At 70.7% G+C, this 18,625-nt stretch carries 22 protein-coding genes, 1 pseudogene and 1 riboswitch; of the genes and pseudogenes, 10 read left to right on the forward strand and 13 right to left on the reverse strand.

Translation table 11 applies throughout. From position 1 onward, the window contains the following. Window positions 1-33 precede the first annotated feature (33 nt). Window positions 34-375 (reverse strand): hypothetical protein, encoded by a 342-nt coding sequence (locus AC5DRG_RS47705; RefSeq protein ID WP_491806565.1) that lies wholly within the window; start codon window positions 373-375, stop codon window positions 34-36. A 5-nt stretch (window positions 376-380) separates the two neighbouring features. Beyond that, entirely contained in the window at window positions 381-1,988 is a 1,608-nt protein-coding gene (ctaD, locus tag AC5DRG_RS47710) for an aa3-type cytochrome oxidase subunit I (protein WP_491806566.1), read from the reverse strand. A 105-nt stretch (window positions 1,989-2,093) separates the two neighbouring features. Here ctaD and AC5DRG_RS47715 point away from each other — a divergent pair, with 105 nt between their 5' ends. Both AC5DRG_RS47715 and AC5DRG_RS47720 read left to right on the forward strand, forming a co-directional pair. After that, on the forward strand, window positions 2,094-2,633 hold the full coding sequence (locus AC5DRG_RS47715) for an RNA polymerase sigma factor (protein ID WP_491806567.1): 540 nt from the start codon (window positions 2,094-2,096) through the stop codon (window positions 2,631-2,633). Continuing rightward, a complete protein-coding gene (locus tag AC5DRG_RS47720) occupies window positions 2,626-3,576 on the forward strand; it encodes a CU044_5270 family protein (RefSeq protein ID WP_491806568.1) in 951 nt (316 codons plus the stop codon). Before AC5DRG_RS47715 ends, AC5DRG_RS47720 begins: the two co-directional genes overlap by 8 nt. A gap of 9 nt (window positions 3,577-3,585) precedes the next feature. Here AC5DRG_RS47720 and AC5DRG_RS47725 read toward each other — a convergent pair whose 3' ends face one another. The 3 genes from AC5DRG_RS47725 to AC5DRG_RS47735 all read right to left on the reverse strand — a co-directional run bounded on the left by AC5DRG_RS47725 (window position 3,586) and on the right by AC5DRG_RS47735 (window position 5,125). Continuing rightward, window positions 3,586-4,434, reverse strand: coding sequence for a bifunctional 5,10-methylenetetrahydrofolate dehydrogenase/5,10-methenyltetrahydrofolate cyclohydrolase (locus tag AC5DRG_RS47725; RefSeq protein WP_491806569.1), 849 nt, complete (start codon window positions 4,432-4,434; stop codon window positions 3,586-3,588). A gap of 22 nt (window positions 4,435-4,456) precedes the next feature. Beyond that, window positions 4,457-4,541: riboswitch (ZMP/ZTP riboswitch) on the reverse strand. A 36-nt stretch (window positions 4,542-4,577) separates the two neighbouring features. Continuing rightward, window positions 4,578-4,769 carry a hypothetical protein gene (locus AC5DRG_RS47730; protein WP_491806570.1) on the reverse strand — a complete coding sequence of 64 codons (192 nt, stop codon included), beginning with the start codon at window positions 4,767-4,769 and terminating at the stop codon, window positions 4,578-4,580. Continuing rightward, window positions 4,757-5,125, reverse strand: a complete 369-nt coding sequence (locus tag AC5DRG_RS47735; protein WP_491806571.1) for a nuclear transport factor 2 family protein — start codon at window positions 5,123-5,125, stop codon at window positions 4,757-4,759. Before AC5DRG_RS47735 ends, AC5DRG_RS47730 begins: the two co-directional genes overlap by 13 nt. A 174-nt stretch (window positions 5,126-5,299) precedes the next feature. Here AC5DRG_RS47735 and AC5DRG_RS47740 point away from each other — a divergent pair, with 174 nt between their 5' ends. Next, window positions 5,300-5,593 carry a hypothetical protein gene (locus tag AC5DRG_RS47740; RefSeq protein WP_491806572.1) on the forward strand — a complete coding sequence of 98 codons (294 nt, stop codon included), beginning with the start codon at window positions 5,300-5,302 and terminating at the stop codon, window positions 5,591-5,593. A gap of 72 nt (window positions 5,594-5,665) precedes the next feature. Here the strand turns inward: AC5DRG_RS47740 and AC5DRG_RS47745 are convergent, their stop codons facing one another. After that, on the reverse strand, window positions 5,666-7,420 hold the full coding sequence (locus AC5DRG_RS47745; protein ID WP_491813356.1) for an ABC transporter ATP-binding protein: 1,755 nt from the start codon (window positions 7,418-7,420) through the stop codon (window positions 5,666-5,668). A gap of 158 nt (window positions 7,421-7,578) precedes the next feature. Beyond that, window positions 7,579-8,145 (reverse strand): rhodanese-like domain-containing protein, encoded by a 567-nt coding sequence (locus AC5DRG_RS47750; protein WP_491806573.1) that lies wholly within the window; start codon window positions 8,143-8,145, stop codon window positions 7,579-7,581. 91 nt (window positions 8,146-8,236) lie between these two features. On the opposite strand from AC5DRG_RS47750, the gene AC5DRG_RS47755 reads away from it, so the two are divergent. After that, window positions 8,237-8,524 carry a metal-sensitive transcriptional regulator gene (locus AC5DRG_RS47755; RefSeq protein ID WP_491806574.1) on the forward strand — a complete coding sequence of 96 codons (288 nt, stop codon included), beginning with the start codon at window positions 8,237-8,239 and terminating at the stop codon, window positions 8,522-8,524. Between the two features lie 15 nt (window positions 8,525-8,539). Here AC5DRG_RS47755 and AC5DRG_RS47760 read toward each other — a convergent pair whose 3' ends face one another. The 3 genes and pseudogenes from AC5DRG_RS47760 to AC5DRG_RS47770 all read right to left on the reverse strand — a co-directional run. Continuing rightward, window positions 8,540-9,301 (reverse strand): sulfite exporter TauE/SafE family protein, encoded by a 762-nt coding sequence (locus AC5DRG_RS47760; RefSeq protein ID WP_491806575.1) that lies wholly within the window; start codon window positions 9,299-9,301, stop codon window positions 8,540-8,542. Continuing rightward, window positions 9,298-9,699, reverse strand: a complete 402-nt coding sequence (locus tag AC5DRG_RS47765; protein WP_491813357.1) for a rhodanese-like domain-containing protein — start codon at window positions 9,697-9,699, stop codon at window positions 9,298-9,300. The genes AC5DRG_RS47760 and AC5DRG_RS47765 overlap by 4 nt, the downstream gene beginning before the upstream one ends. Window positions 9,700-9,702: 3 nt before the next feature. Continuing rightward, a pseudogene (locus tag AC5DRG_RS47770) lies at window positions 9,703-11,043 on the reverse strand (MBL fold metallo-hydrolase); the annotation flags it as partial. A 174-nt stretch (window positions 11,044-11,217) separates the two neighbouring features. Between AC5DRG_RS47770 and AC5DRG_RS47775 the strand changes: the two are divergent. The 4 genes from AC5DRG_RS47775 to AC5DRG_RS47790 all read left to right on the forward strand — a co-directional run bounded on the left by AC5DRG_RS47775 (window position 11,218) and on the right by AC5DRG_RS47790 (window position 14,331). After that, window positions 11,218-12,303, forward strand: coding sequence for an S-(hydroxymethyl)mycothiol dehydrogenase (locus AC5DRG_RS47775; protein ID WP_491806576.1), 1,086 nt, complete (start codon window positions 11,218-11,220; stop codon window positions 12,301-12,303). After that, on the forward strand, window positions 12,303-12,932 hold the full coding sequence (locus tag AC5DRG_RS47780; protein ID WP_491806577.1) for an MBL fold metallo-hydrolase: 630 nt from the start codon (window positions 12,303-12,305) through the stop codon (window positions 12,930-12,932). The genes AC5DRG_RS47775 and AC5DRG_RS47780 overlap by 1 nt, the downstream gene beginning before the upstream one ends. 24 nt (window positions 12,933-12,956) lie before the next feature. Further along, window positions 12,957-13,331 carry a DUF4180 domain-containing protein gene (locus AC5DRG_RS47785; RefSeq protein ID WP_491806578.1) on the forward strand — a complete coding sequence of 125 codons (375 nt, stop codon included), beginning with the start codon at window positions 12,957-12,959 and terminating at the stop codon, window positions 13,329-13,331. Window positions 13,332-13,416: 85 nt separating this feature from the next. After that, a complete protein-coding gene (locus AC5DRG_RS47790) occupies window positions 13,417-14,331 on the forward strand; it encodes an SDR family oxidoreductase (RefSeq protein ID WP_491806579.1) in 915 nt (304 codons plus the stop codon). On the opposite strand, the gene AC5DRG_RS47795 is transcribed toward AC5DRG_RS47790, so the two are convergent. After that, window positions 14,322-14,861, reverse strand: a complete 540-nt coding sequence (locus AC5DRG_RS47795; protein WP_491806580.1) for a hypothetical protein — start codon at window positions 14,859-14,861, stop codon at window positions 14,322-14,324. The two genes, AC5DRG_RS47790 and AC5DRG_RS47795, sit on opposite strands and share 10 nt — an antisense overlap. Before the next feature lie 49 nt (window positions 14,862-14,910). Between AC5DRG_RS47795 and AC5DRG_RS47800 the strand changes: the two genes are divergently transcribed. Further along, window positions 14,911-15,708 carry an SDR family NAD(P)-dependent oxidoreductase gene (locus tag AC5DRG_RS47800; RefSeq protein ID WP_491806581.1) on the forward strand — a complete coding sequence of 266 codons (798 nt, stop codon included), beginning with the start codon at window positions 14,911-14,913 and terminating at the stop codon, window positions 15,706-15,708. Here AC5DRG_RS47800 and AC5DRG_RS47805 read toward each other — a convergent pair. Beyond that, a complete protein-coding gene (locus tag AC5DRG_RS47805) occupies window positions 15,705-17,132 on the reverse strand; it encodes a pyridoxal phosphate-dependent decarboxylase family protein (protein ID WP_491806582.1) in 1,428 nt (475 codons plus the stop codon). The two genes, AC5DRG_RS47800 and AC5DRG_RS47805, sit on opposite strands and share 4 nt — an antisense overlap. Window positions 17,133-17,315: 183 nt before the next feature. On the opposite strand from AC5DRG_RS47805, the gene AC5DRG_RS47810 reads away from it, so the two are divergent. Next, window positions 17,316-18,011: a L,D-transpeptidase family protein gene (locus AC5DRG_RS47810; protein WP_491806583.1), complete on the forward strand. Its 696-nt coding sequence runs from the start codon at window positions 17,316-17,318 to the stop codon at window positions 18,009-18,011. Between the two features lie 66 nt (window positions 18,012-18,077). Here the strand turns inward: AC5DRG_RS47810 and AC5DRG_RS47815 are convergent, their stop codons facing one another. Continuing rightward, window positions 18,078-18,497 carry a hypothetical protein gene (locus tag AC5DRG_RS47815; protein WP_491806584.1) on the reverse strand — a complete coding sequence of 140 codons (420 nt, stop codon included), beginning with the start codon at window positions 18,495-18,497 and terminating at the stop codon, window positions 18,078-18,080. Window positions 18,498-18,625 lie beyond the last annotated feature (128 nt).

Here is an 18,625-nt window from a genome sequence, read left to right on the forward strand (position 1 = left end):
GCCCCAGGACGCGCCCTCCCAGCTCCGGGCCCGCTAGGTGACGGACAGCGCGACAAAGCTTGCCGCCACCAGCAACGCGCAGCCCAACACGCAGGCGGCGAACAGGCGTTGGCGCAGCCTGCGGTACATCGCCTCGTACTCGGCCCGCAACTCCCTGCCGCGGTCGGCCGTACGGCGCCACGAGGTGCGGGCGAGTGCGAGGTACTCCGCCTCGAACCGCCCCTCCAGTTCCGCCCGTTGTCCTTCCGTCAGCCAGTCGAGCCGGGCGGTGAAGCGGGCGGCTGCCGTATTGGCTTCCTCGCGGACGGCCGCGATCATCAGGTGGCCCTCGATCTCGTTGAGGAGTACTCGGGTGTCGGGTGTGTGGCTGTTCATGGCCGTCACCGGGTCGTCAACTCCCGCTGTGGAGCCGGAGTTTGGGGGTGGTGCAGGTCGAACGCCGGGGATTCGCTGCGGATGCGGGGGAGGGCGACGAAGTTGTGGCGGGGCGGCGGGCAGGAGGTTGCCCATTCGAGCGAACGGCCGTAGCCCCAGGGGTCGTCGACCTCGACCTTCTTGCCGTACTTGGCCGTTTTCCAGACGTTGTAGAAGAACGGCAGCAGAGACGCGCCGAGCAGGAACGAGGAGATCGTCGACACGGTGTTCAGGGTGGTGAGGCCCTCCACAGCCAGATAGTCGGGAATCCGGCGCTGCATTCCGTTCACGCCCAGCCAGTGCTGGACCAGGAAGGTGCCGTGGAAGCCGATGAACAGCGTCCAGAAGGTGATCTTGCCGAGGCGCTCGTCGAGCATCTTGCCGGTCATCTTCGGCCACCAGAAGTGGAAGCCGGAGAACATCGCGAAGACGACGGTGCCGAACACGACGTAGTGGAAGTGCGCCACCACGAAGTAGGTGTCGGACGTCGCGAAGTCCAGCGGTGGCGAGGCGAGCATGACTCCGGTGAGGCCGCCGAACACGAACGTGATGAGGAAGCCGGTGGCCCAGAGCATCGGGGTCTCGAAGGACAGGGAGCCCTTCCACATGGTGCCGATCCAGTTGAAGAACTTCACGCCGGTCGGCACGGCGATGAGGAACGTCATGAAGGAGAAGAACGGCAGCAGTACGCCGCCGGTGACGTACATGTGGTGGGCCCACACGGTCACGGACAGGCCGGCGATGGAGACGGTCGCGGCGATCAGGCCCATGTAGCCGAACATCGGCTTGCGGGAGAAGACCGGGATGACCTCGGAGATGATGCCGAAGAACGGCAGCGCGATGATGTACACCTCGGGATGGCCGAAGAACCAGAAGAGGTGCTGCCACAGCAGCGCGCCGCCGTTGGCCGCGTCGAAGACGTGCGCCCCGAACTTCCGGTCGGCCTCCAGGGCGAACAGCGCGGCGGCCAGGACGGGGAAGGCGAGCAGGACCAGGACGGCGGTCAGCAGCACGTTCCACACGAAGATCGGCATGCGGAACATGGTCATGCCCGGGGCGCGCATGCAGATGATGGTGGTGATGAAGTTGACCGCGCCCAGGATGGTGCCGAAGCCGGAGAAGGCCAGGCCCATGATCCACAGGTCGGCGCCGATGCCCGGGGAGCGGACCGCGTCGGAGAGCGGGGAGTAGGCGAACCAGCCGAAGTCGGCCGCGCCCTGCGGGGTGAGGAAGCCGCCGACCGCGATGGTCGAGCCGAACAGGTACAGCCAGTAGGCGAACATGTTCAGCCGGGGGAAGGCCACGTCCGGTGCGCCGATCTGCAGCGGCATGATCCAGTTCGTGAAGCCGGCGAACAGCGGCGTCGCGAACATCAGCAGCATGATCGTGCCGTGCATCGTGAACGCCTGGTTGAACTGCTCGTTCGACATGATCTGCAGACCCGGCCGGGCCAGCTCGGCGCGCATGAACAGCGCCATCACGCCACCGATGCAGAAGAACGCGAACGACGTGACCAGATACAGCGTGCCGATCGTCTTGTGGTCAGTGGTCGTCAGCCACTTGAGGTGTCCCATGCCCCGCCTGTGTCCGCGCCCGGCCCCGACGTCACACTTCAGGGGCGCGACGAGAATCACGGAAACGGGTGTGACGATCCCGGGGATGCCGGACACGAACGGAACATGAGCAACGACGAGATCTTCGCCGCTGCCTATCGCGAGCACTACTGGGCGGTCAGCCGCTATGTCGCGCGGCGACTGGACGGGCGGACCAGCGAGGTGGAGGAAGTGGTGGCGGAGGTGTTCACCGTCGCCTGGCGGCGCCGGGCCGACCTCCCGCCGACGCCGCTGCCCTGGCTGTACGGCGTGGCACGCAACTGCCTCGCCAACGCGGTACGCGGCTATGGGCGACGCCGCCGGCTCGTCGACCGGCTCGGCAACGACGACACCGCGCACGGACGGCACCTGGTGGACAGTCCCGACGCGGAGACACCGGGTGCCTGGGTGCACGACGCGCTCGCCCGGCTCTCCCCGGCCGACCAGGAGGTGCTGCGGCTGACGGCATGGGAGGAACTCGGCGTCGACGAAGTCGCCGTCGCCCTCGGCTGCGGCACCCGGGCCGCGTCGATGCGGCTGCACCGGGCCCGGTGCCGGCTGAGAGCCGAGATCGACCGCATGTGCCCCGCGACCCAGTCGAACTCGAAGGAGTACGGCCATGGCTGACGAACTCGAACTCCTGCGCCGCGCCAACCCGGTGCCGACCGGCGGTCCTCATTTCGGCGACGGCCCGCTCGACCACAACGCCGAGCGGCGGCTCAACCGGCTGATGCGGGAACGGACTTCCCGCCGACCCCGGCTGCTTTGGGGCCTGGCAGCCACGGCCGTCGTCGCCGCGATCGTGTCGGCGCTGCTGTTCACCGGCCAGACCACCGCCCCGGCGGTCGCCGCACCCCGCCCGCTCGTGGTGCGGGCCGACTCCACCCCCGTATCCCTGGAAACCCTGGCGGGGCGCGCCCAAGCGGTCGACGGCGTGCTCAAGCTCCTCAAGGGCACGCACGTGCAGTCCTGGAGCATGGGCATGAGCGACGACAAGCCGCCGATCACGCTCCCCGAAGAGCGCATCGTGCGCTGGAAGGCGGACGGCGGTCACACGGAACTCGTCGTGGCGACCGACCCGCGGCATCCGGGCCGACCCGTCCTCAGCGGCGAGGGGAAGCTCGTCGAGGACGGTCACGTCCTCACCAGGCAGACGTACCCGCCGAGTTGGAGCGACGCCCCGCCGCAGTCGCCGCCCCCGCGCGACGCCGCAGGCCTGCGCGCCTACCTCCAGGAAGCCATGTACCTCGACACGGCGCCCGACACCGGTGAGCTCCTCGACGGCGTCCAGGTGCTGCTCGACAACTGGACCCTCGGCACACGGGAGTCGGCGGCGCTCGCCCGACTGCTGGCGGACGCCGAGGGGTTGAGGCCGGTCGGGCAGGTGACGGACCGGCTCGGGCGGCGCGGACAGGCGTACGTCTACGACCGGTCCGGCACCCGCCAGATGCTGATCATGGACCCGGTCACCGGCGCCGTACTCGGTCTGGAGACCACCTTCACCAAGGCGGAGCCCGAGTACGGCGTCCAGGCCGGGGACGTCATGGACTACAGCGCCTGGATGCGCTGACCCGGAGGGTCACATTCCGAGCTGCCGGGCGGCCGCGTCGACCGTCTGCTCCAGGAGCGTCGCGATCGTCATCGGGCCGACGCCGCCCGGCACCGGGGTGATGAGTCCGGCCCGCTCGACGGCGGAGTCGAAGTCGACGTCGCCGACGTTTCCGGGGTTGTAACCGGCGTCGACCACGACGGCGCCGGGCTTGATGTCCTCGCCGCGGATCAGCCGGGGGCGGCCCACCGCGGCGACCACGATGTCCGCCTCGCGGACGGCCGCCGACAGATCCCGCGTGCGCGAGTGGCAGTACGTCACCGTGGCGTCGCGGCCCAGGAGCAGCATGCCGACCGGCTTGCCGAGGATCGCGCTGCGGCCCACCACCACGGCACGCTTCCCGGACGGATCGACCTCGTACTCGTCGAGGAGGCGCATGATGCCGCCGGGCGTGCAGGACACGAAGCCCGGCAGCCCGAAGCTCATCGTCGCGAAGGACGCGAAGGTGACACCGTCGACGTCCTTCTCGGGAGCGATCGCCTCGAACGCCGCCCGCTCGTCGATGTGTTCGCCCACCGGGTGCTGGAGCAGGATGCCGTGCACGGCGGGGTCGTTGGAGAGAGACCGCAGCGTGTCGACCAGCTCCTCCGTGGTCGTGGCGGCGGGCAGCTCCACGTGGCGGGACTCGATGCCGGCCTTGCGGCAGCGGTTCTGCTTCATCCGCACGTAGGTGACGGAGGCGGGGTCCGCGCCCACCAGCACCGTCGCCAGACAGGGTGCCGATCCCGTGCGGTCGGTGAGGTCGGCGGCCTTCTTCGCGGTGTCCTCGACGATGCGCCGGGCGAGCGAGGTGCCGTCCATGAGCCGGGCCTGAGACATGATCCACTCCTGAGCTGATAGACCTCATCGCCCAGGCGCACGGCATCGACTCTGCGAGGGCCGCTCCCCGGTGGTGCTCCACCTCAGCGCCAGTCACGGCCCGCAGACAGCGTATCCGAGGCGGTACGGCGATCAGCAGGGGGTCAGGTGGAGCGGTGCCGGCGCCGGGCCGACCGGCGAAGGGACGCCGACAGCAGCCGGCCCGCGGTGGCGACCGGCCAGGTCCGCCAGGCCCTGCCCGTACGTGATCTGCCCATTCCGGCCCGGGCCGAGAAGGTCCAGTTCAGATGGGATGTGAACTGGACCTTCGCCGCCTTTCTGCCTACTCGTCCCATGCCTGGATCATGGTCTGTTCGGCGATCTTGCCGTTACGCAGCGACACCATCGACTCGGAGTACACACGGACCCCGTCCGAGTACTCGCAGGATTCGGTGAAGGCGACACGGTCGCCCTGGGTGACGCACTGCTCCAGCTTGTGCGTCTTGATGTCGCGGTTGTAGACGTCGTCGAACATCGCGCCGATCTCGTCACGGCCGTGCAGGACCTTGGGGTTGCTGGGCTGGGTGTTGCGGTCCACGACGCGTATCTCCGCGTCGTCCGCGTAGAGCGACAGGAGCGTCGCCGCAGTGTGTCCTTCGATGGCCCGGCGCAGTGCTTCGGTGTCGAAGCCGGGGCGTGCCGTGGTGCCCATGATGAACCTCCTTCGGGGGCCACGGCCCGATGAGGAGCGGGCCGCGAGAGGGTCCCTCCTTCGAGACTCCTCCGCCGCAGCGGGCTCGGCAAGCGCAGTCGACACGCTCGTCCTGACGGGTGAGCGACACGATCGGCCCGTGTCCGCCCCGGGCCTGGTGCCGTTGCTGAATACATGATCTCAACACGACGTATTGTCGCCGCCGTTGGTCTCGCCGTCGGTGTCACGGGCATGGCCGCTCCGCTGGCGAGCGCCGCCGATGCGGGCGCCCAGAACGACGGCCTGCGCCCCATGGCCATGCTGGACTCGCTCGCGGTGAGCGACATCCCCGCCGAGCACAAGGAGCGGATCCCGCGGGTCTCCCAGCAGCTGGCGGGCCTCAACAAGCTGAACGACCTCGACCAGCTGCACCAGGTCACCGATCTTGCCGCCCCCGTGACCGGTCTGCTCCCCGGCATCCAGTACTGACGCTCCGCCGCGTCACACGTCCGCGTCGAGGGCCGCCCGGAAACGGGCGGCCCGCGACGTGTGAGCGGGCGCTCAGCCCGCCGTGGCGAGGAACTGCGTGGCCGCCAGCTCGGCGTAGAGCGGATCGCCGGCCACGAGCTCCTGGTGGGTACCCACCGCGCGGACCCGGCCCGCGTCCATGACCACGATCCGGTCGGCCATCGTCACCGTGGACAGCCGGTGCGCGACGACGAGAACCGTGGTCGTACGGGCGACATCGGCGACGGTGTCGCGCAGGGCGGCCTCGTTCACCGCGTCCAGCTGGGACGTCGCCTCGTCGAGGAGGAGCAGCCGGGGGCGGCGCAGCAGGGCGCGGGCGATGGCGACGCGCTGACGTTCGCCGCCCGACAGCTTGGTGCCACGGTGGCCGACGAGCGTGTCGAGGCCCAGGGGGAGCCGGGAGACCAGGCCGTCCAGGCGCGTCGTCTTGAGTACGCGGGCGAGGGCGTCGTCGTCCGCGTCGGGGTTGCCAAGGAGCAGATTGGCGCGCAGGGAGCCCGACAGGACCGGGGCGTCCTGCTCCACATAGCCGATCGCGGAACGGAGTTGGGGCAGATCCCAGTCCGCGAGATCCCGGCCGTCGAGCGTGATGACGCCGGCCTCGGGGTCGTAGAACCGCTCTATGAGGGAGAACACCGTGGTCTTGCCCGCGCCGGACGGGCCGACGAACGCCGTCATGCCCTGGGCGGGGACGGTGAAGCTCACGCCGTGGTGGACGTAGGGGAGGTCGTCGGCGTAGCGGAAGCGGACGTCGTCGAAGGTGAGGGCGGCCGGGGACGCTCCGGTGGCCGGTAGGGGAGCGGGCCGGGAGGCGGGTTCGGAGGGCATACGCAGCGCCTCCTGGATACGGGCAAGGGCCGCGGCGCCCGTCTGGTACTGCGTGATCGCGCCGACGACCTGCTGGATCGGCGACATCAGATAGAAGACGTAGAGCAGGAACGCGACCAGCGTGCCGACGGCGATCGAGCCCGTCGCGACGCGTGCCCCGCCCACCGCGAGGACCGTGATGAAGGCGATCTGCATCGCCAGCCCGGCCGTGTTGCCCGCGGCCGCCGACCACTTGGCGGCGCGCACGCTCTGCCGCCACGACTCCTCGGCCGCCGCGTGCAGCGTCTGCTCCTCGCGGTGCTCGGCGCCGGACGCTTTGACCGTGCGCAGCGCGCCCAGGATCCGCTCCAGGGAGGCGCCCATCACGCCGACCGCGTCCTGCGCCCGCCGGCTCGCCTTGTTGATACGCGGCACGATCGCGCCGAGCACCACGCCCGCACCGAGGATCACGGCCAGCGTCACGCCCAGCAGGACCGGGTCGACCACGCCCATCATCACGACGGTCGCGATCAGTGTGAGGCCTCCGGTGCCCAGACCGACGAGTGAATCGGTCGTCACCTCGCGCAGCAGCGTCGTGTCCGAGGTGATCCGGGCCATCAGGTCACCGGGCTCGCTACGGTCCACGGCCGGGATCCGCAGCCGCAGCAGATACGACGACAGGGTGCGCCGCGCACCGAGCACCACCGACTCGGCGGTGCGCCGCAGCACGTACGAACCCAGCGCGCCCACCGCCGCGTTGGCGACGACCAGCGCCGACATCGCCAGCAGCGCGCCGGTGATGGAGCGGTCGTGCGACAGGTTGTCGATGAGGCCCTTCGCCACCAGCGGCAGCAGCAGGCCGGTGGCCCCGGTGACGAGCGAGAGCAGTGCGCCTGCCAACAGGGCCCAGCGGTGCGGGCGTACGTAGCCGAGGAGCAGGCGCCATGCGGGCGGGGTGGGCTCTGTCTCAGCGATGCCGATGCTCACGGCGCTCCTCGGGGGTTGGTCGGAGCATCAGGCTACGTCGCCGTCTGTGGGCCCGGTGGGGGCTTGTCGCGCCCCGCGGCGGAGCCGCTGATGGACACAGCCCCGCGCCCCTTTCGGGGCGCTGTCGTGCACCGGAACTTCATCCGTCCCGTTCAGCGCTGTGCCAGTGCCGCCAGCGTTGCTTCCAGGTCCGCCGGGCTCGGGCGGTTGTGCGGGAGCTTTGACAGGAGTGCCGCCATTCCGCAGGTGTTGGTGAGCGCCGAGAAGACCAGGCCGCCCGCGATGCCGGCGGACAGCAACTGCCAGGCGGGGTGCAGGAGCCCGAGGGCCAGACCTGCCAGGACCACACTGCCCGCTGTGAGGCGGACCTGGCGTTCCATGGACCAGACGGTGCGGGTGCCCGGCGACGGGCGGTGTACGTCGTGACCGCGGGCCGCCCAGCTCTGGGTGCCGCCCGTCAGCGTCATGGCCTGTATGCCGTGTTCGGCGAGGATGCCGCAGGCGTTCTCCGAACGGGCGCCGGAGGCGCAGACGACGAGGAGTTCGCCTCGGAGGCTCTGGAGCGCGGGGAGGGCGCGCCGGATCTGGTCCAGGGGGATGTTGAGGGCGCCGGGGAGATGGCCGGCGGCGAACTCGCCCGGCGTACGGACGTCGACGACCGTCAGCTGGGGGAGGCGCGTGCGGGCCTCGTCGGCGTCGAGGGCGAGAGGGTTGCTCATGAGGAATGCGATCCTTCCGGCGGGACTTGTGTGAGGTGGGGAATCCCAAGGGGAGGGTAAAATACCCCCAAGGGTATGTAGAGGAGTTGTTGTGGAGCTGCAGTTCGAGGTTGATGAGCTCAAGTCGGTGCTGAACCGGCTGCGCCGGGCGCAAGGGCAGATCTCCGGTGTGATCAAGATGATCGAGGAGGGACGCGACTGCGAGGAGGTCGTCACCCAGCTCGCCGCGGCCTCTCGCGCCCTCGACCGGGCCGGCTTCGCGATCATCGCGACGGGACTGCAGCAGTGCCTGACGGGTCCCGGCAACGGCGAGGAGAACGGCGAGAGCACGCAGGAGATGAAGGCCCGGCTGGAGAAGCTCTTCCTGTCACTGGCGTAGGACTGTCGGTGCCGGTCACCGGGTCAGCACCCCGGTGACGGCGTCGGCCAGCATGAACGCGGCGACCGCCAGCAACGCACAGGCGAAGATCCGCTGCAGCGCACCCGAGGAGGCTTTCGCCGCGAGGCGCTTGCCGTCCCACGCGCCGAGTACGGCGGCCGCGGCGAACGGCGCCACGGCAGCCCAGTCGACGCTCGCGGCCGAGCCGGCCCGGGCCGCCAGCGCGGCCAGCGAGTTGACGGTGATGACCAGCAGACTCGTGCCGACCGCAGCCCGCATCCGCAGGCCCACGACGTTCACCAGGGCGGGTACGGCGAGAAAGCCGCCGCCCACACCCAGCACCCCGGTCACCGCGCCGAGCCCCGCGCCCGCCTTGACGACCCGGTCGGGACGCACCGCCACCTCGTCCCGTACGGAGGCCGAAGGGCGCAGCATACGGAGCGCGGCGAGGGCGGCCACGACCGCGAAGGCGCCCGTGAGCAAACCGGCCGGGAGACGCCCCGAGACGACCCCGCCGACGGTCGCCGGGACGAGACCCGCCGCCGCGAACAGCGCACCGCCGCGCCACTCCACCGCGCCCGCACGGGCGTGCGCGAACAGTGCCGTCGCGGACGTCACGGTGACGATGATCAGGCTCGCGGTGGCGGCCGCGGCCGGAGTGAAGCCCAGCAGGTAGATCAACGCGGGCACGGCGAGCACACTGCCACCGCCCCCGAGGGCCCCCAGCGCGAGACCGGTCACGGCACCGGCGACGAGGGCCAGGATCAGCGCGCTCACCCGACTCGACCGGGGGCGGCCTCGCAATGTTCTTCGCCCGGAACCCGCATACCCGGACGGTCTGCCTCCGTGCCTCGCGGGGCGTCACTCACCACCGGAAGCCCCGCCTCCGCCCAGGCCCCCATGCCGCCGACGACGTCCACCACCGCGACGCCACGCGCCGTGAGCAGCGTGGCCGCCTCGCGGGAGCGCTTCCCGGAGCGGCAGATCGCGACGACCCGGCGGCCCTGTGCGGCCTGCGGCAGGGGAGACCCGGCCGACAGTGCGGACAGCGGGGCGTGCACGGCGTCGGGCGCGTGCCCGGCCGCCCACTCGTCCGCCTCGCGGACATCCAGGAGTACGTCTGCTGCGTCCGCGCCAGTCCGCTTGTGGGCCTCGGCCGCGGTGATCCGCGCCATGGGGAGCCCGGCGGCACGCGCGGCGTCGAAGGAGTCGTCGACGGCGACCACCTCACGGCCCGCCGCGTCGAGGAGCGAGGCGGCGATGGCGGCGCGCATACCGCCGGCGCAGTGCGTCCACACGGTGCCGTCGGGTATCTCCGTGAGCCGGTCGCGCAGCTCGTGCAGCGGAATGTGCAGTGAGCCGGCGATGTGCCCGGCCGCCCGCTCCGAGTCGCGTCGCACGTCCAGGATCACGACCTGATCGGCGTCCCGAGCGGCGAGGTCCGCGAAGGCGCCGCGCGGGAAGGAGCGAGGGCGCTCGTGCGGACGTAGCCAGTCGGCGGGGGAGCCGGCCGCGGCCGCGGCGGGTCGGTCGATGCCGACCCGGACGAGTTCCCGCTGGGCGTCGGCCAGTTGGGCCGCCGACTCCGCGAGCAGCGTGACCGGCTTGCCCCATGGCAGCAGCCAGGCCAGATACGTGGCGAGCTGCCCCTGTGCCTCGAAGTTGAGCGCTCCGGCGACATGGCCCTCGGCGAACGCGACCCGGTTGCGCAGGTCCACCACCCACTCGCCGGCGGCGAGCCGGGCCGCGATCTCCTCGGCGTCCGCGCGCCGGGGCGGTGTGAGGTCCACGGTGGCGGGGCCGGCGGCGTTGGCCGGACCCATGTGGGCGTAGTAGGCGGGCACGTCCTCAAGGCCGGCGAGCAGGTCGGCGACGAACGTGTCGACGTCCTTGACCAGCGCCTCGTTGGAGGTGCGCTCCCGGCCGATGGTCGTCGCGTCGCCGGTGGCCTGCCCGGCGGAACAGAAGCTGCCGAAGCCGTGCGTGGGCAGCACCGCGGTCTCGTCCGGGAGCTCGGCGGCCAGCCGGTGCGCGGAGGCGTGCTGCGCCCGCGCCAGCTCCCCGGTCAGCCTGGGTTCCACCAGGTCGGGGCGTCCGACGGTGCCGATCAGCAGTGAGCCGCCGGTGAAGACGGCGACCGCCTGTCCGTCGTCCTCCAGGACGTACGAGGTGTGGTGCGGCGTGTGTCCCGGGGTGGCCAGGGCGCGCAGCGTCAGACCCTCTTCGACCTCGACGGCGTCCCCGTCGGCGACCGGCACCCGCTCATAGGCGACCCGGGCGGCGGCGGGCACGAGATAGGCGGCGCCAGTGATCCGGGCCAGCTCCAGACCGCCGGTCACGTAGTCGTTGTGGACGTGGGTCTCGACGACCTGCGTGATGCGCACGCCCCGCCGCGCGGCGTCCGCGATCACCCGGTCGACGTCCCTGGGCGGATCGACCACCACGGCGCTGTGCGCCCCGCCCGCCAGATAGCCGCGGTTGCCCAGTCCCGGCACGTCGATGGTGTCGACGAAGTACACGGCAGCACTCCTCTCCTCGGGAAACCCCTCGGTAAATTACCCCATGGGGTATATCCACCACCGTAGCAGAGGTACCCCTGGGGGTATTCGCGAGTGGCAGACGCATGCCCTTACCGATCAGTCACGCGTAGGGTCGAAGGGACGGGACACCGGCCGACGGAAGGGTTCAGGACCATGGCGCAGGAAGTACGCGGCGTGATCGCACCGGGCAAGAACGAGGCGGTTCGGATCGAGACGATCGTCGTGCCCGATCCGGGGCCGGGCGAAGCCGTGGTGCAGATCCAGGCCTGCGGGGTCTGCCACACCGACCTGCACTACAAACAGGGCGGTATCAGCGACGAGTTCCCCTTCCTGCTGGGCCACGAGGCATCCGGCGTCGTGGAGTCGGTCGGCGAGGGGGTCACGGACGTGGCGCCCGGCGACTTCGTGATCCTCAACTGGCGTGCCGTGTGCGGGAATTGCCGCGCCTGTCTGCGCGGACGGCCGTGGTACTGCTTCAACACGCACAACGCGAAGCAGAAGATGACCCTGCTCGACGGCACCGAGCTGTCCCCGGCGCTGGGCATCGGCGCGTTCGCCGAGAAGACGCTGGTCGCGGCCGGTCAGTGCACCAAGGTCGACCCGGCCGTCTCCCCGGCGGTCGCCGGGCTCCTCGGCTGCGGAGTGATGGCCGGCATTGGCGCCGCGATCAACACCGGGAACGTCGGCCGGGGCGACACGGTCGCGGTCATCGGCTGCGGTGGCGTCGGGGACGCGGCCGTCGCCGGTGCGGACCTGGCCGGCGCCGCGCGGATCATCGCCGTCGACATCGACGATCGCAAGCTGGAGAAGGCCCGCTCGATGGGTGCCACGCACACGGTCAATTCCAAGGAGACCGACGCCGTCGAGGCGATCCGCGAGCTGACCGGCGGGTTCGGCGCCGACGTCGTCATCGAGGCGGTCGGCCGCCCGGAGACGTACAAGCAGGCCTTCTACGCCCGCGACCTCGCCGGCACGGTCGTCCTGGTCGGTGTGCCGACTCCGGAGATGAAGCTCGAACTGCCCCTGCTGGACGTCTTCGGCCGGGGCGGGGCGCTGAAGTCCTCCTGGTACGGCGACTGTCTGCCCTCCCGGGACTTCCCCATGCTCATCGATCTGCACCTGCAAGGGCGCCTGGACCTGGAGGCGTTCGTGAGCGAGACGATCCAACTCGACGAGGTGGAGAAGGCGTTCGAGCGGATGCACCACGGTGACGTCCTGCGCTCGGTGGTGGTGCTCTGATGACCGCGCGCATCGAACGCCTCGTCACCTCCGGCCAGTTCACGCTGGACGGCGGCACCTGGGACGTGGACAACAACGTGTGGATCGTCGGCGACGACCACGAGGTCGTCGTCATCGACGCCGCCCACGACGCCGACGCCATCCTCGAGGCGATCGGCGACCGCCGCCTGACGGCCATCGTGTGCACGCACGCCCACAACGACCACATCGACGCCGCGCCCGCCCTCGCCGACCGCACCGGAGCCACCATCTGGCTGCACCCCGACGACCTGCCCCTGTGGAAACAGACCCACCCGAACCGCGACCCCGACGCCCACCTCGCCGACGGCCAGGTCATCGAGGCGGCCGGTGCGGATCTCACGGTCCTGCACACTCCGGGACACGCGCCGGGCGCGGTCTGCCTCTACGACCCCGGGCTCGGCGCCGTGTTCACGGGCGACACCCTGTTCCAGGGCGGCCCGGGCGCCACCGGCCGCTCCTACTCCCACTTCCCGACGATCATCGACTCGATCCGCGACCGGCTCCTCGCCCTCCCGCCGGATACGAAGGTCCTCACCGGCCACGGCGACGCGACGACCATCGGAGCGGAGGCCCCGCACTTGGAGGAGTGGATCATCCGTGGCCACTGAGGTTCGGCGATACGCTCACTTGTCATGACCTCCGACGAGCTTGTGCACCTTCATGGCATCACGGTCCTGCGCTGCGCTCCCGACGGCCCATCCCTCGACGGCGAGAGCGCGGCGCTCGACCTGATCGGTGACGCCATGGGGCGGGACGCACAGCTGATCACGGTTCCCGCGGAGAGGGTCGCCGACGAGTTCTTCCGGCTGCGGTCGGGGGTCGCGGGCGCGATCATGCAGAAGTTCGTGAACTACCGGCTGCGTCTCGCCGTCGTCGGCGACGTCTCCCACCACGTCGCCGACAGCACGGCCCTGCGCGATTTCGTCGGCGAGACCAACCGCGGTAACCACATCTGGTTCGTGCCGACCTACGACGCACTCGACGCGAGGCTGCGGCCGGCCGGGTGACCGTCCGTAAAAGGTGACAGGAGATGTCCGGCTTCCGCGTCAGGCTCGTAAGCGACACAGGTCGTACGAGCACAGGAGGCCGGACATGGCGCAGCCGCTGAAGGGCAAAGTGGCGCTGGTCGCCGGGGCGACGCGGGGAGCGGGGCGGGGGATCGCGGTGGAACTCGGCGCGGCCGGTGCCACCGTCTACGTGAGCGGGCGCAGCACTCGCGAACGGCGTTCGGAGTACGACCGGCCCGAGACCATCGAGGACACCGCCGACCTGGTCACCGAGGCCGGCGGACGCGGTGTCGCCGTGCCCACGGACCACCTCGACCCCGTCCAGGTCCGCACCCTCGTCGACCGCATCGCCGGCGAACAGGGCCGCCTCGACGTCCTCGTCAACGACATCTGGGGCGGCGAGAACCTCTTCGCCTGGGACACCCCGGTCTGGGAGCACGACCTCGACAACGGGCTCAGACTGCTCCGGCTCGCCGTCGAGACCCACGCGATCACCAGCCACCACGCCCTGCCGCTGCTCCTGCGCCACCCCGGCGGCCTGGTGGTCGAGGTGACCGACGGAACCGCCGAGTACAACCGCGACACCTACCGCGTCAACTTCTTCTACGACCTCGCCAAGGCGTCCGTCCTGCGCATGGCCTTCTCTCTCGGCCACGAACTCGGCCCGCGCGGAGCGACCGCCCTCGCGCTGACCCCCGGCTGGCTGCGCTCGGAGATCATGCTCGGCCACTTCGGGGTGGGCGAGGAGAACTGGCGTGACGCCCTCGACCGCGTCCCGCACTTCGCCATCTCGGAGACCCCGCGCTACGTCGGCCGTGCGGTCGCCGCTCTGGCCGCCGACCCCGACGTGGCGCGTTGGAACGGCCAGTCCCTCTCCAGCGGAGGCCTGGCCCAGGAGTACGGCTTCACGGACCTCGACGGCAGCCGCCCGGACGCTTGGCGCTACCTGGTCGAGGTCCAGGACGCGGGCAAGCCGGCGGACACCACCGGCTACCGCTGAGGGTCCACCGTCGCGATCGGCCAGCGGGCCGAGTGGCCCGGCGGGAGGGCGAGGTCGTGCCGTACCGCCGCGTAGTAGCCCTCACGGCCGGCGCGCTGCCGCTCCAGCAGGGCCTGCCAGGCCGCCGGGTCCCGAGTCTCCTCCCGCAGGAACCGCTCCATCTCCATCACCGCGACGATCCAGACGCGCGCCTTGTCCACCACTTCCCGGCTGCCCAACAGGATCAGCGCCTCCCCGGCCGGGTCGCGCGTCACCGACGCCTCGGCCTGCAGCGGCGCCGCCTCCTGTGGGGACAGCGGGTGCGGATGTGGGTCGTTGCCCAGGTAGGACGCGACCCGGTACGTCAGGGTGACGCTTTTCTTCAGGGTCCGCGCATAGTCGGCGTACACCGCGAGCCGCCGCTCCTCCCAACGCGCCGCCCGCTCCTGGCGGAACCGGACCCGGTCGCCCCGTACGACCGCCAGATACGAGCCGAGCGCGCCGATCACGACGCCTATGAGAGCGGGGAGTTGCTGAAGGAACGCGGTCATGGACGCACGCTATCTGCCCAGTTGATCGTCGGGGCACTACGGTCTGCCCATGACCGAGACACAGCGTTTCGAGGGATACGGAGTTCTCGTCACCGGCGCCGCCCGGGGCATCGGCGCGGCAGTCGCCCGGCGGCTCGCCGAGGAGGGCGCCCGGGTGCTGCTGACCGACGTGGATCTGCCGGAGGCGGAGAAGACCGCGGCGAGATTGCGTGAACAGGGGCTCACGGCAGAGGCGTTCGCGTGCGACGTGGCCGACCGGGAGGCGGTCGAGGCGGCCGTGGCGCACGCGGTCCGGACCTTCGGCGCGCTCGATGTCCTGGTCAACTGCGCCGCGGGCTGCACGCCCGACGTCCCGCTCTTCGAGGACGATCCGGACGAGGTGTGGGCGCGCGACCTCGACATCACCCTCACCGGTGCCTACCGCTGCTGCCGGGCAGCACTCCCGCACCTGGTCGCCTCCGGCCGCGGCGCCGTCGTCAGCATCGGCTCCGTCAACGGCCTCCAGGACTTCGGCAACCACGCCTACAGCGCCGGCAAAGCGGGCCTGGGCTCCCTGACCCGCACCCTCGCAGGACACGCCGCCGCGCGCGGGGTCCGGGTCAATCTGGTGGTCCCGGGCACCGTACGCACCTCCGCCTGGGAGGGCCGCGACGACGACCTCGAAGCGGCGCGCCGGCTGTACCCCTTGGGCCGGGTCGGCGAGCCCGAGGACATCGCGGCGGCCGTCGCCTTCCTCGCCTCGCGCGACGCGTCCTGGATCACCGGCACCGCACTCGTCGTCGACGGCGGCCTCACCGCGGTCAACACCGGGTTCCTGCAATCCGTACGACCGCGTAGGGATACTTAATCGTCCCTATGGATCTTTTCAGGAGTCGGCCGTCGCAGCACCGGAGCCGAAGTGATGGCGTCGAAGACCCGATCCGTATCCGCCTCGGTCGTACGCCAGTTGCTGAACGCCGCTCGCAGTGCGGGTGTACCGCCGAACACGGTCGGTGTGAGGAAGGCGGCGCCGGAGTCGGCGACGGACCGGGCCAGCGCGTCCACCCGCTCCTGGGCCGGGTCGTCGGCCAGGGTGAAGCACGCGACGTTGAGGCGGACCGGCGCCAGGAGGCGCAACTCCGGGAGCTGGTCGATGCGTTCGCCGAGGCGGTGAGCGAGTTCGACGTTGCGCTCGACGATCTCGCGGTGCCCGGCACGGCCGTATGCCATGAGGGAGAACCAGGCGGGCAGGGCCCGCAGCCGCCTGGAGTTCTCCGGGGTGAGGTGGAGGAAGTCGGGCTCGCCGGTGGGCAGGCCGAGATACGGGGACGCGTTGTGGAAGACCGCGACTTGGAGGTCCGGGCGGCGGGTGAACTGCACGGCCGCGTCATAGGGGACGTTGAGCCACTTGTGCAGGTCGACGCAGACCGAGTCCGCCGCGTCGAGTCCGTCGACGAGATGTGCGTACGCGGGGGAGAGGGCGGCGAAGCCGCCGAACGCGGCGTCCACGTGGAGCCAGAAGTCGTGCCGCTCCTTGAGCGCGGCGATCGCCCGCAGGTCGTCGAAGTCGACGGTGTTCACGGTCCCGGCGTTCGCCACGACGATCGCGGGCCGGCCATCCAGTGTCGTCAGGGCGGCGTCGAGCGCGTCGACGTCCACGGCCTCGCGGCTTCCGGGCAGCACCGGCACCTGACGCAGCCTGCCGCGGCCGATGCCCAGCACGGACAGCGCCTTGGTGACACTGGAGTGCGGGCTGCCGGAGAGGACATCGACCGGGCCCAGCGCGGCGACGCCGTCCCGCGAGACGGACACCCCGAGCCGTTCGCCGAGCCACTCCCGGGCGATCGCCAGGCCCACGGTGTTGGACATGGTCGCGCCGGTCACGAACGCCCCGCTGTGCGCCTCGCTCAGCCCGAACAACTCCCGCAGCCAGCCCACCGTTTCCCGCTCCAAGGCCGCCGCCCATGAGCCGGCCGCCCCGGACACGTTCTGGTCGTACGCGCTCGTCAGCCAGTCGCCGGTGACGGACGCGGGTGTCGCGCCGCCCGTGACGAAACCGAGGTAGCGCGGGCCGGCCGAGCCGGAGAAGCCCGGCGCCCATCGCTCCGCGAACCGGGCGAGGGCAGCCTCGGCACCCGCGCCCTCGGTCGGCAGGACCTCGCCGTCGGGCGCCTTGTCGAGGTGCACCACCGGCCGCTCGGACAGACCGGTCACCTCCCGGGCGGCGAAGTCGCGAGCGGACTGGAGGAGTTCGGGGAGACGGGAGAGGTCGTCGGCGAGTGTGGTGTGCATGGGCCGCAGGGTATGTCTCGGGGGAGGCCGGAATCCCGGTCCACCTGAGGAAAAGTGGACCACCCGCAATGTCACCGTTTGGTCGCATCGTCCGCCGCCCCACAACCGATCGGCCTGGTCAGCTGTCTAGCTGGCGAAAGCGACAGCGAAAGTGATTCGTCAGCGCGGAAGGCAGGGCCACCCATGGGGGACATACGCAGACGGGGAGCCGTCGTACTCGGAATCACCGGCCTGATGGCGCCGCTCGCACTCACGCTCGGCGCCGCGCCGGCGCAGGCGGCGAGCTGCACCACGAAGGCCGGGCCCTATCAGAAGCAGGTGGAGAAGTTCCTCGGCCGGCCGGTCGACGGCAAGCAGTCCACCGCCGACTGCAAGGCGATCCAGGCCTTCCAGAACAAGCACGGCATCACGCCGAACATCGGCTACGCGGGCCCCGTCACCTGGGGCGTGATGAATTTGATGAACAAGCAGAAGGCCGTCGGCGACAACCCCAACAAGGCCGGCAAGTGCCCGACCAACAAGGGCCGCATCGCCTGCGTCAACCTGACCCTCCAGCTGAGCTGGATCCAGGACGGCGACAAGCTCGTCTACGGCCCCGTCCCGGTCCGCACCGGGCGTGACGGCTACGAGACCCGCACCGGCCTGAAGAAGATCTACTGGCGGCACATCGACCACGTCTCGACCATCTACAACGTGCCCATGCCCTATAGCCAGTTCTTCGACGGAGGCCAGGCCTTCCACTCGGTCAAGCTCAGTATGTGGAACCCGCCCGGCTCGCACGGCTGCGTCAACATGACCACGACCACGGCGAAGAAGTACTGGTCGCTCCTGAAGAAGGGCGACGACGTCTTCGTGTACGGCCGTAAGCCCGGCACCTGACGCGAACGCGTCCCGCCCCGCCGATGAGGCGGTTCGGGACGCGAACGACCGTGAGAACAACCGGAGTCAGAGCAGCACGTTCACGGTGCCGACGTTGACGTAGCCGCCGAGCGGCGCCGGTGCGCCCGCCGGGTTGCGGTAGGCGAGGGACGCGACGAGCGAGTACGTCCTTCCGGGCTGGAACGAGCTGATGACGATGTCACGCTGGTAGTCCTGATTCCCGTTCAGCGGGATGGACACCGGCGAGAGCGGGACGTTGAAGTCGTGCGTCCCGCCGATCTCGTCCACGCTGACGTGCAGGACCCAGTTGCCCGCCAGCAGGGGAACGAGGAATCCGGTGACGTGCCAGTCGACCCGGACGGTGACCGGGGTGCCCTTTTCGACGACGTCGGCGGGGTTGCCGCCGGGGTCCAGGACGATCGCGCCGATACGCCCGTCGAGTGCCGTGGTGGGTACCGGCAGCGACTGGAAGGTTCCGTTGGCCATGAAGTGACTCCTTGTCGAGAGCAGGCCGTTGATGGATGCCCTCCACCGTGCTGGCCCGGCCCGGCAGGCACAGGAGGCGGGAGTCCTGCCGGTGGCGGGCGGTCGTCCCGGCGCGGACGGGACGCGGG

The sequence above is a fragment of the Streptomyces sp. JLBG701 genome (genome assembly GCF_058544905.1).

Excerpts from the sequence above, each read along its gene's own strand:
- AC5DRG_RS47705 (WP_491806565.1), bottom strand. The coding sequence starts at position 375 with ATGAACAGCCACACACCCGACACCCGAGTACTCCTCAACGAGATCGAG.
- ctaD (WP_491806566.1), bottom strand. The coding sequence starts at position 1,988 with ATGGGACACCTCAAGTGGCTGACGACCACTGACCACAAGACGATCGGC.
- AC5DRG_RS47715 (WP_491806567.1), top strand. The coding sequence starts at position 2,094 with ATGAGCAACGACGAGATCTTCGCCGCTGCCTATCGCGAGCACTACTGG.
- AC5DRG_RS47720 (WP_491806568.1), top strand. The coding sequence starts at position 2,626 with ATGGCTGACGAACTCGAACTCCTGCGCCGCGCCAACCCGGTGCCGACC.
- AC5DRG_RS47725 (WP_491806569.1), bottom strand. The coding sequence starts at position 4,434 with ATGTCTCAGGCCCGGCTCATGGACGGCACCTCGCTCGCCCGGCGCATC.
- AC5DRG_RS47730 (WP_491806570.1), bottom strand. The coding sequence starts at position 4,769 with ATGGGACGAGTAGGCAGAAAGGCGGCGAAGGTCCAGTTCACATCCCAT.
- AC5DRG_RS47735 (WP_491806571.1), bottom strand. The coding sequence starts at position 5,125 with ATGGGCACCACGGCACGCCCCGGCTTCGACACCGAAGCACTGCGCCGG.
- AC5DRG_RS47740 (WP_491806572.1), top strand. The coding sequence starts at position 5,300 with ATGATCTCAACACGACGTATTGTCGCCGCCGTTGGTCTCGCCGTCGGT.
- AC5DRG_RS47750 (WP_491806573.1), bottom strand. The coding sequence starts at position 8,145 with ATGAGCAACCCTCTCGCCCTCGACGCCGACGAGGCCCGCACGCGCCTC.
- AC5DRG_RS47765 (WP_491813357.1), bottom strand. The coding sequence starts at position 9,699 with ATGGCGCGGATCACCGCGGCCGAGGCCCACAAGCGGACTGGCGCGGAC.
- AC5DRG_RS47775 (WP_491806576.1), top strand. The coding sequence starts at position 11,218 with ATGGCGCAGGAAGTACGCGGCGTGATCGCACCGGGCAAGAACGAGGCG.
- AC5DRG_RS47780 (WP_491806577.1), top strand. The coding sequence starts at position 12,303 with ATGACCGCGCGCATCGAACGCCTCGTCACCTCCGGCCAGTTCACGCTG.
- AC5DRG_RS47785 (WP_491806578.1), top strand. The coding sequence starts at position 12,957 with ATGACCTCCGACGAGCTTGTGCACCTTCATGGCATCACGGTCCTGCGC.
- AC5DRG_RS47790 (WP_491806579.1), top strand. The coding sequence starts at position 13,417 with ATGGCGCAGCCGCTGAAGGGCAAAGTGGCGCTGGTCGCCGGGGCGACG.
- AC5DRG_RS47795 (WP_491806580.1), bottom strand. The coding sequence starts at position 14,861 with ATGACCGCGTTCCTTCAGCAACTCCCCGCTCTCATAGGCGTCGTGATC.
- AC5DRG_RS47800 (WP_491806581.1), top strand. The coding sequence starts at position 14,911 with ATGACCGAGACACAGCGTTTCGAGGGATACGGAGTTCTCGTCACCGGC.
- AC5DRG_RS47805 (WP_491806582.1), bottom strand. The coding sequence starts at position 17,132 with ATGCACACCACACTCGCCGACGACCTCTCCCGTCTCCCCGAACTCCTC.
- AC5DRG_RS47810 (WP_491806583.1), top strand. The coding sequence starts at position 17,316 with ATGGGGGACATACGCAGACGGGGAGCCGTCGTACTCGGAATCACCGGC.
- AC5DRG_RS47815 (WP_491806584.1), bottom strand. The coding sequence starts at position 18,497 with ATGGCCAACGGAACCTTCCAGTCGCTGCCGGTACCCACCACGGCACTC.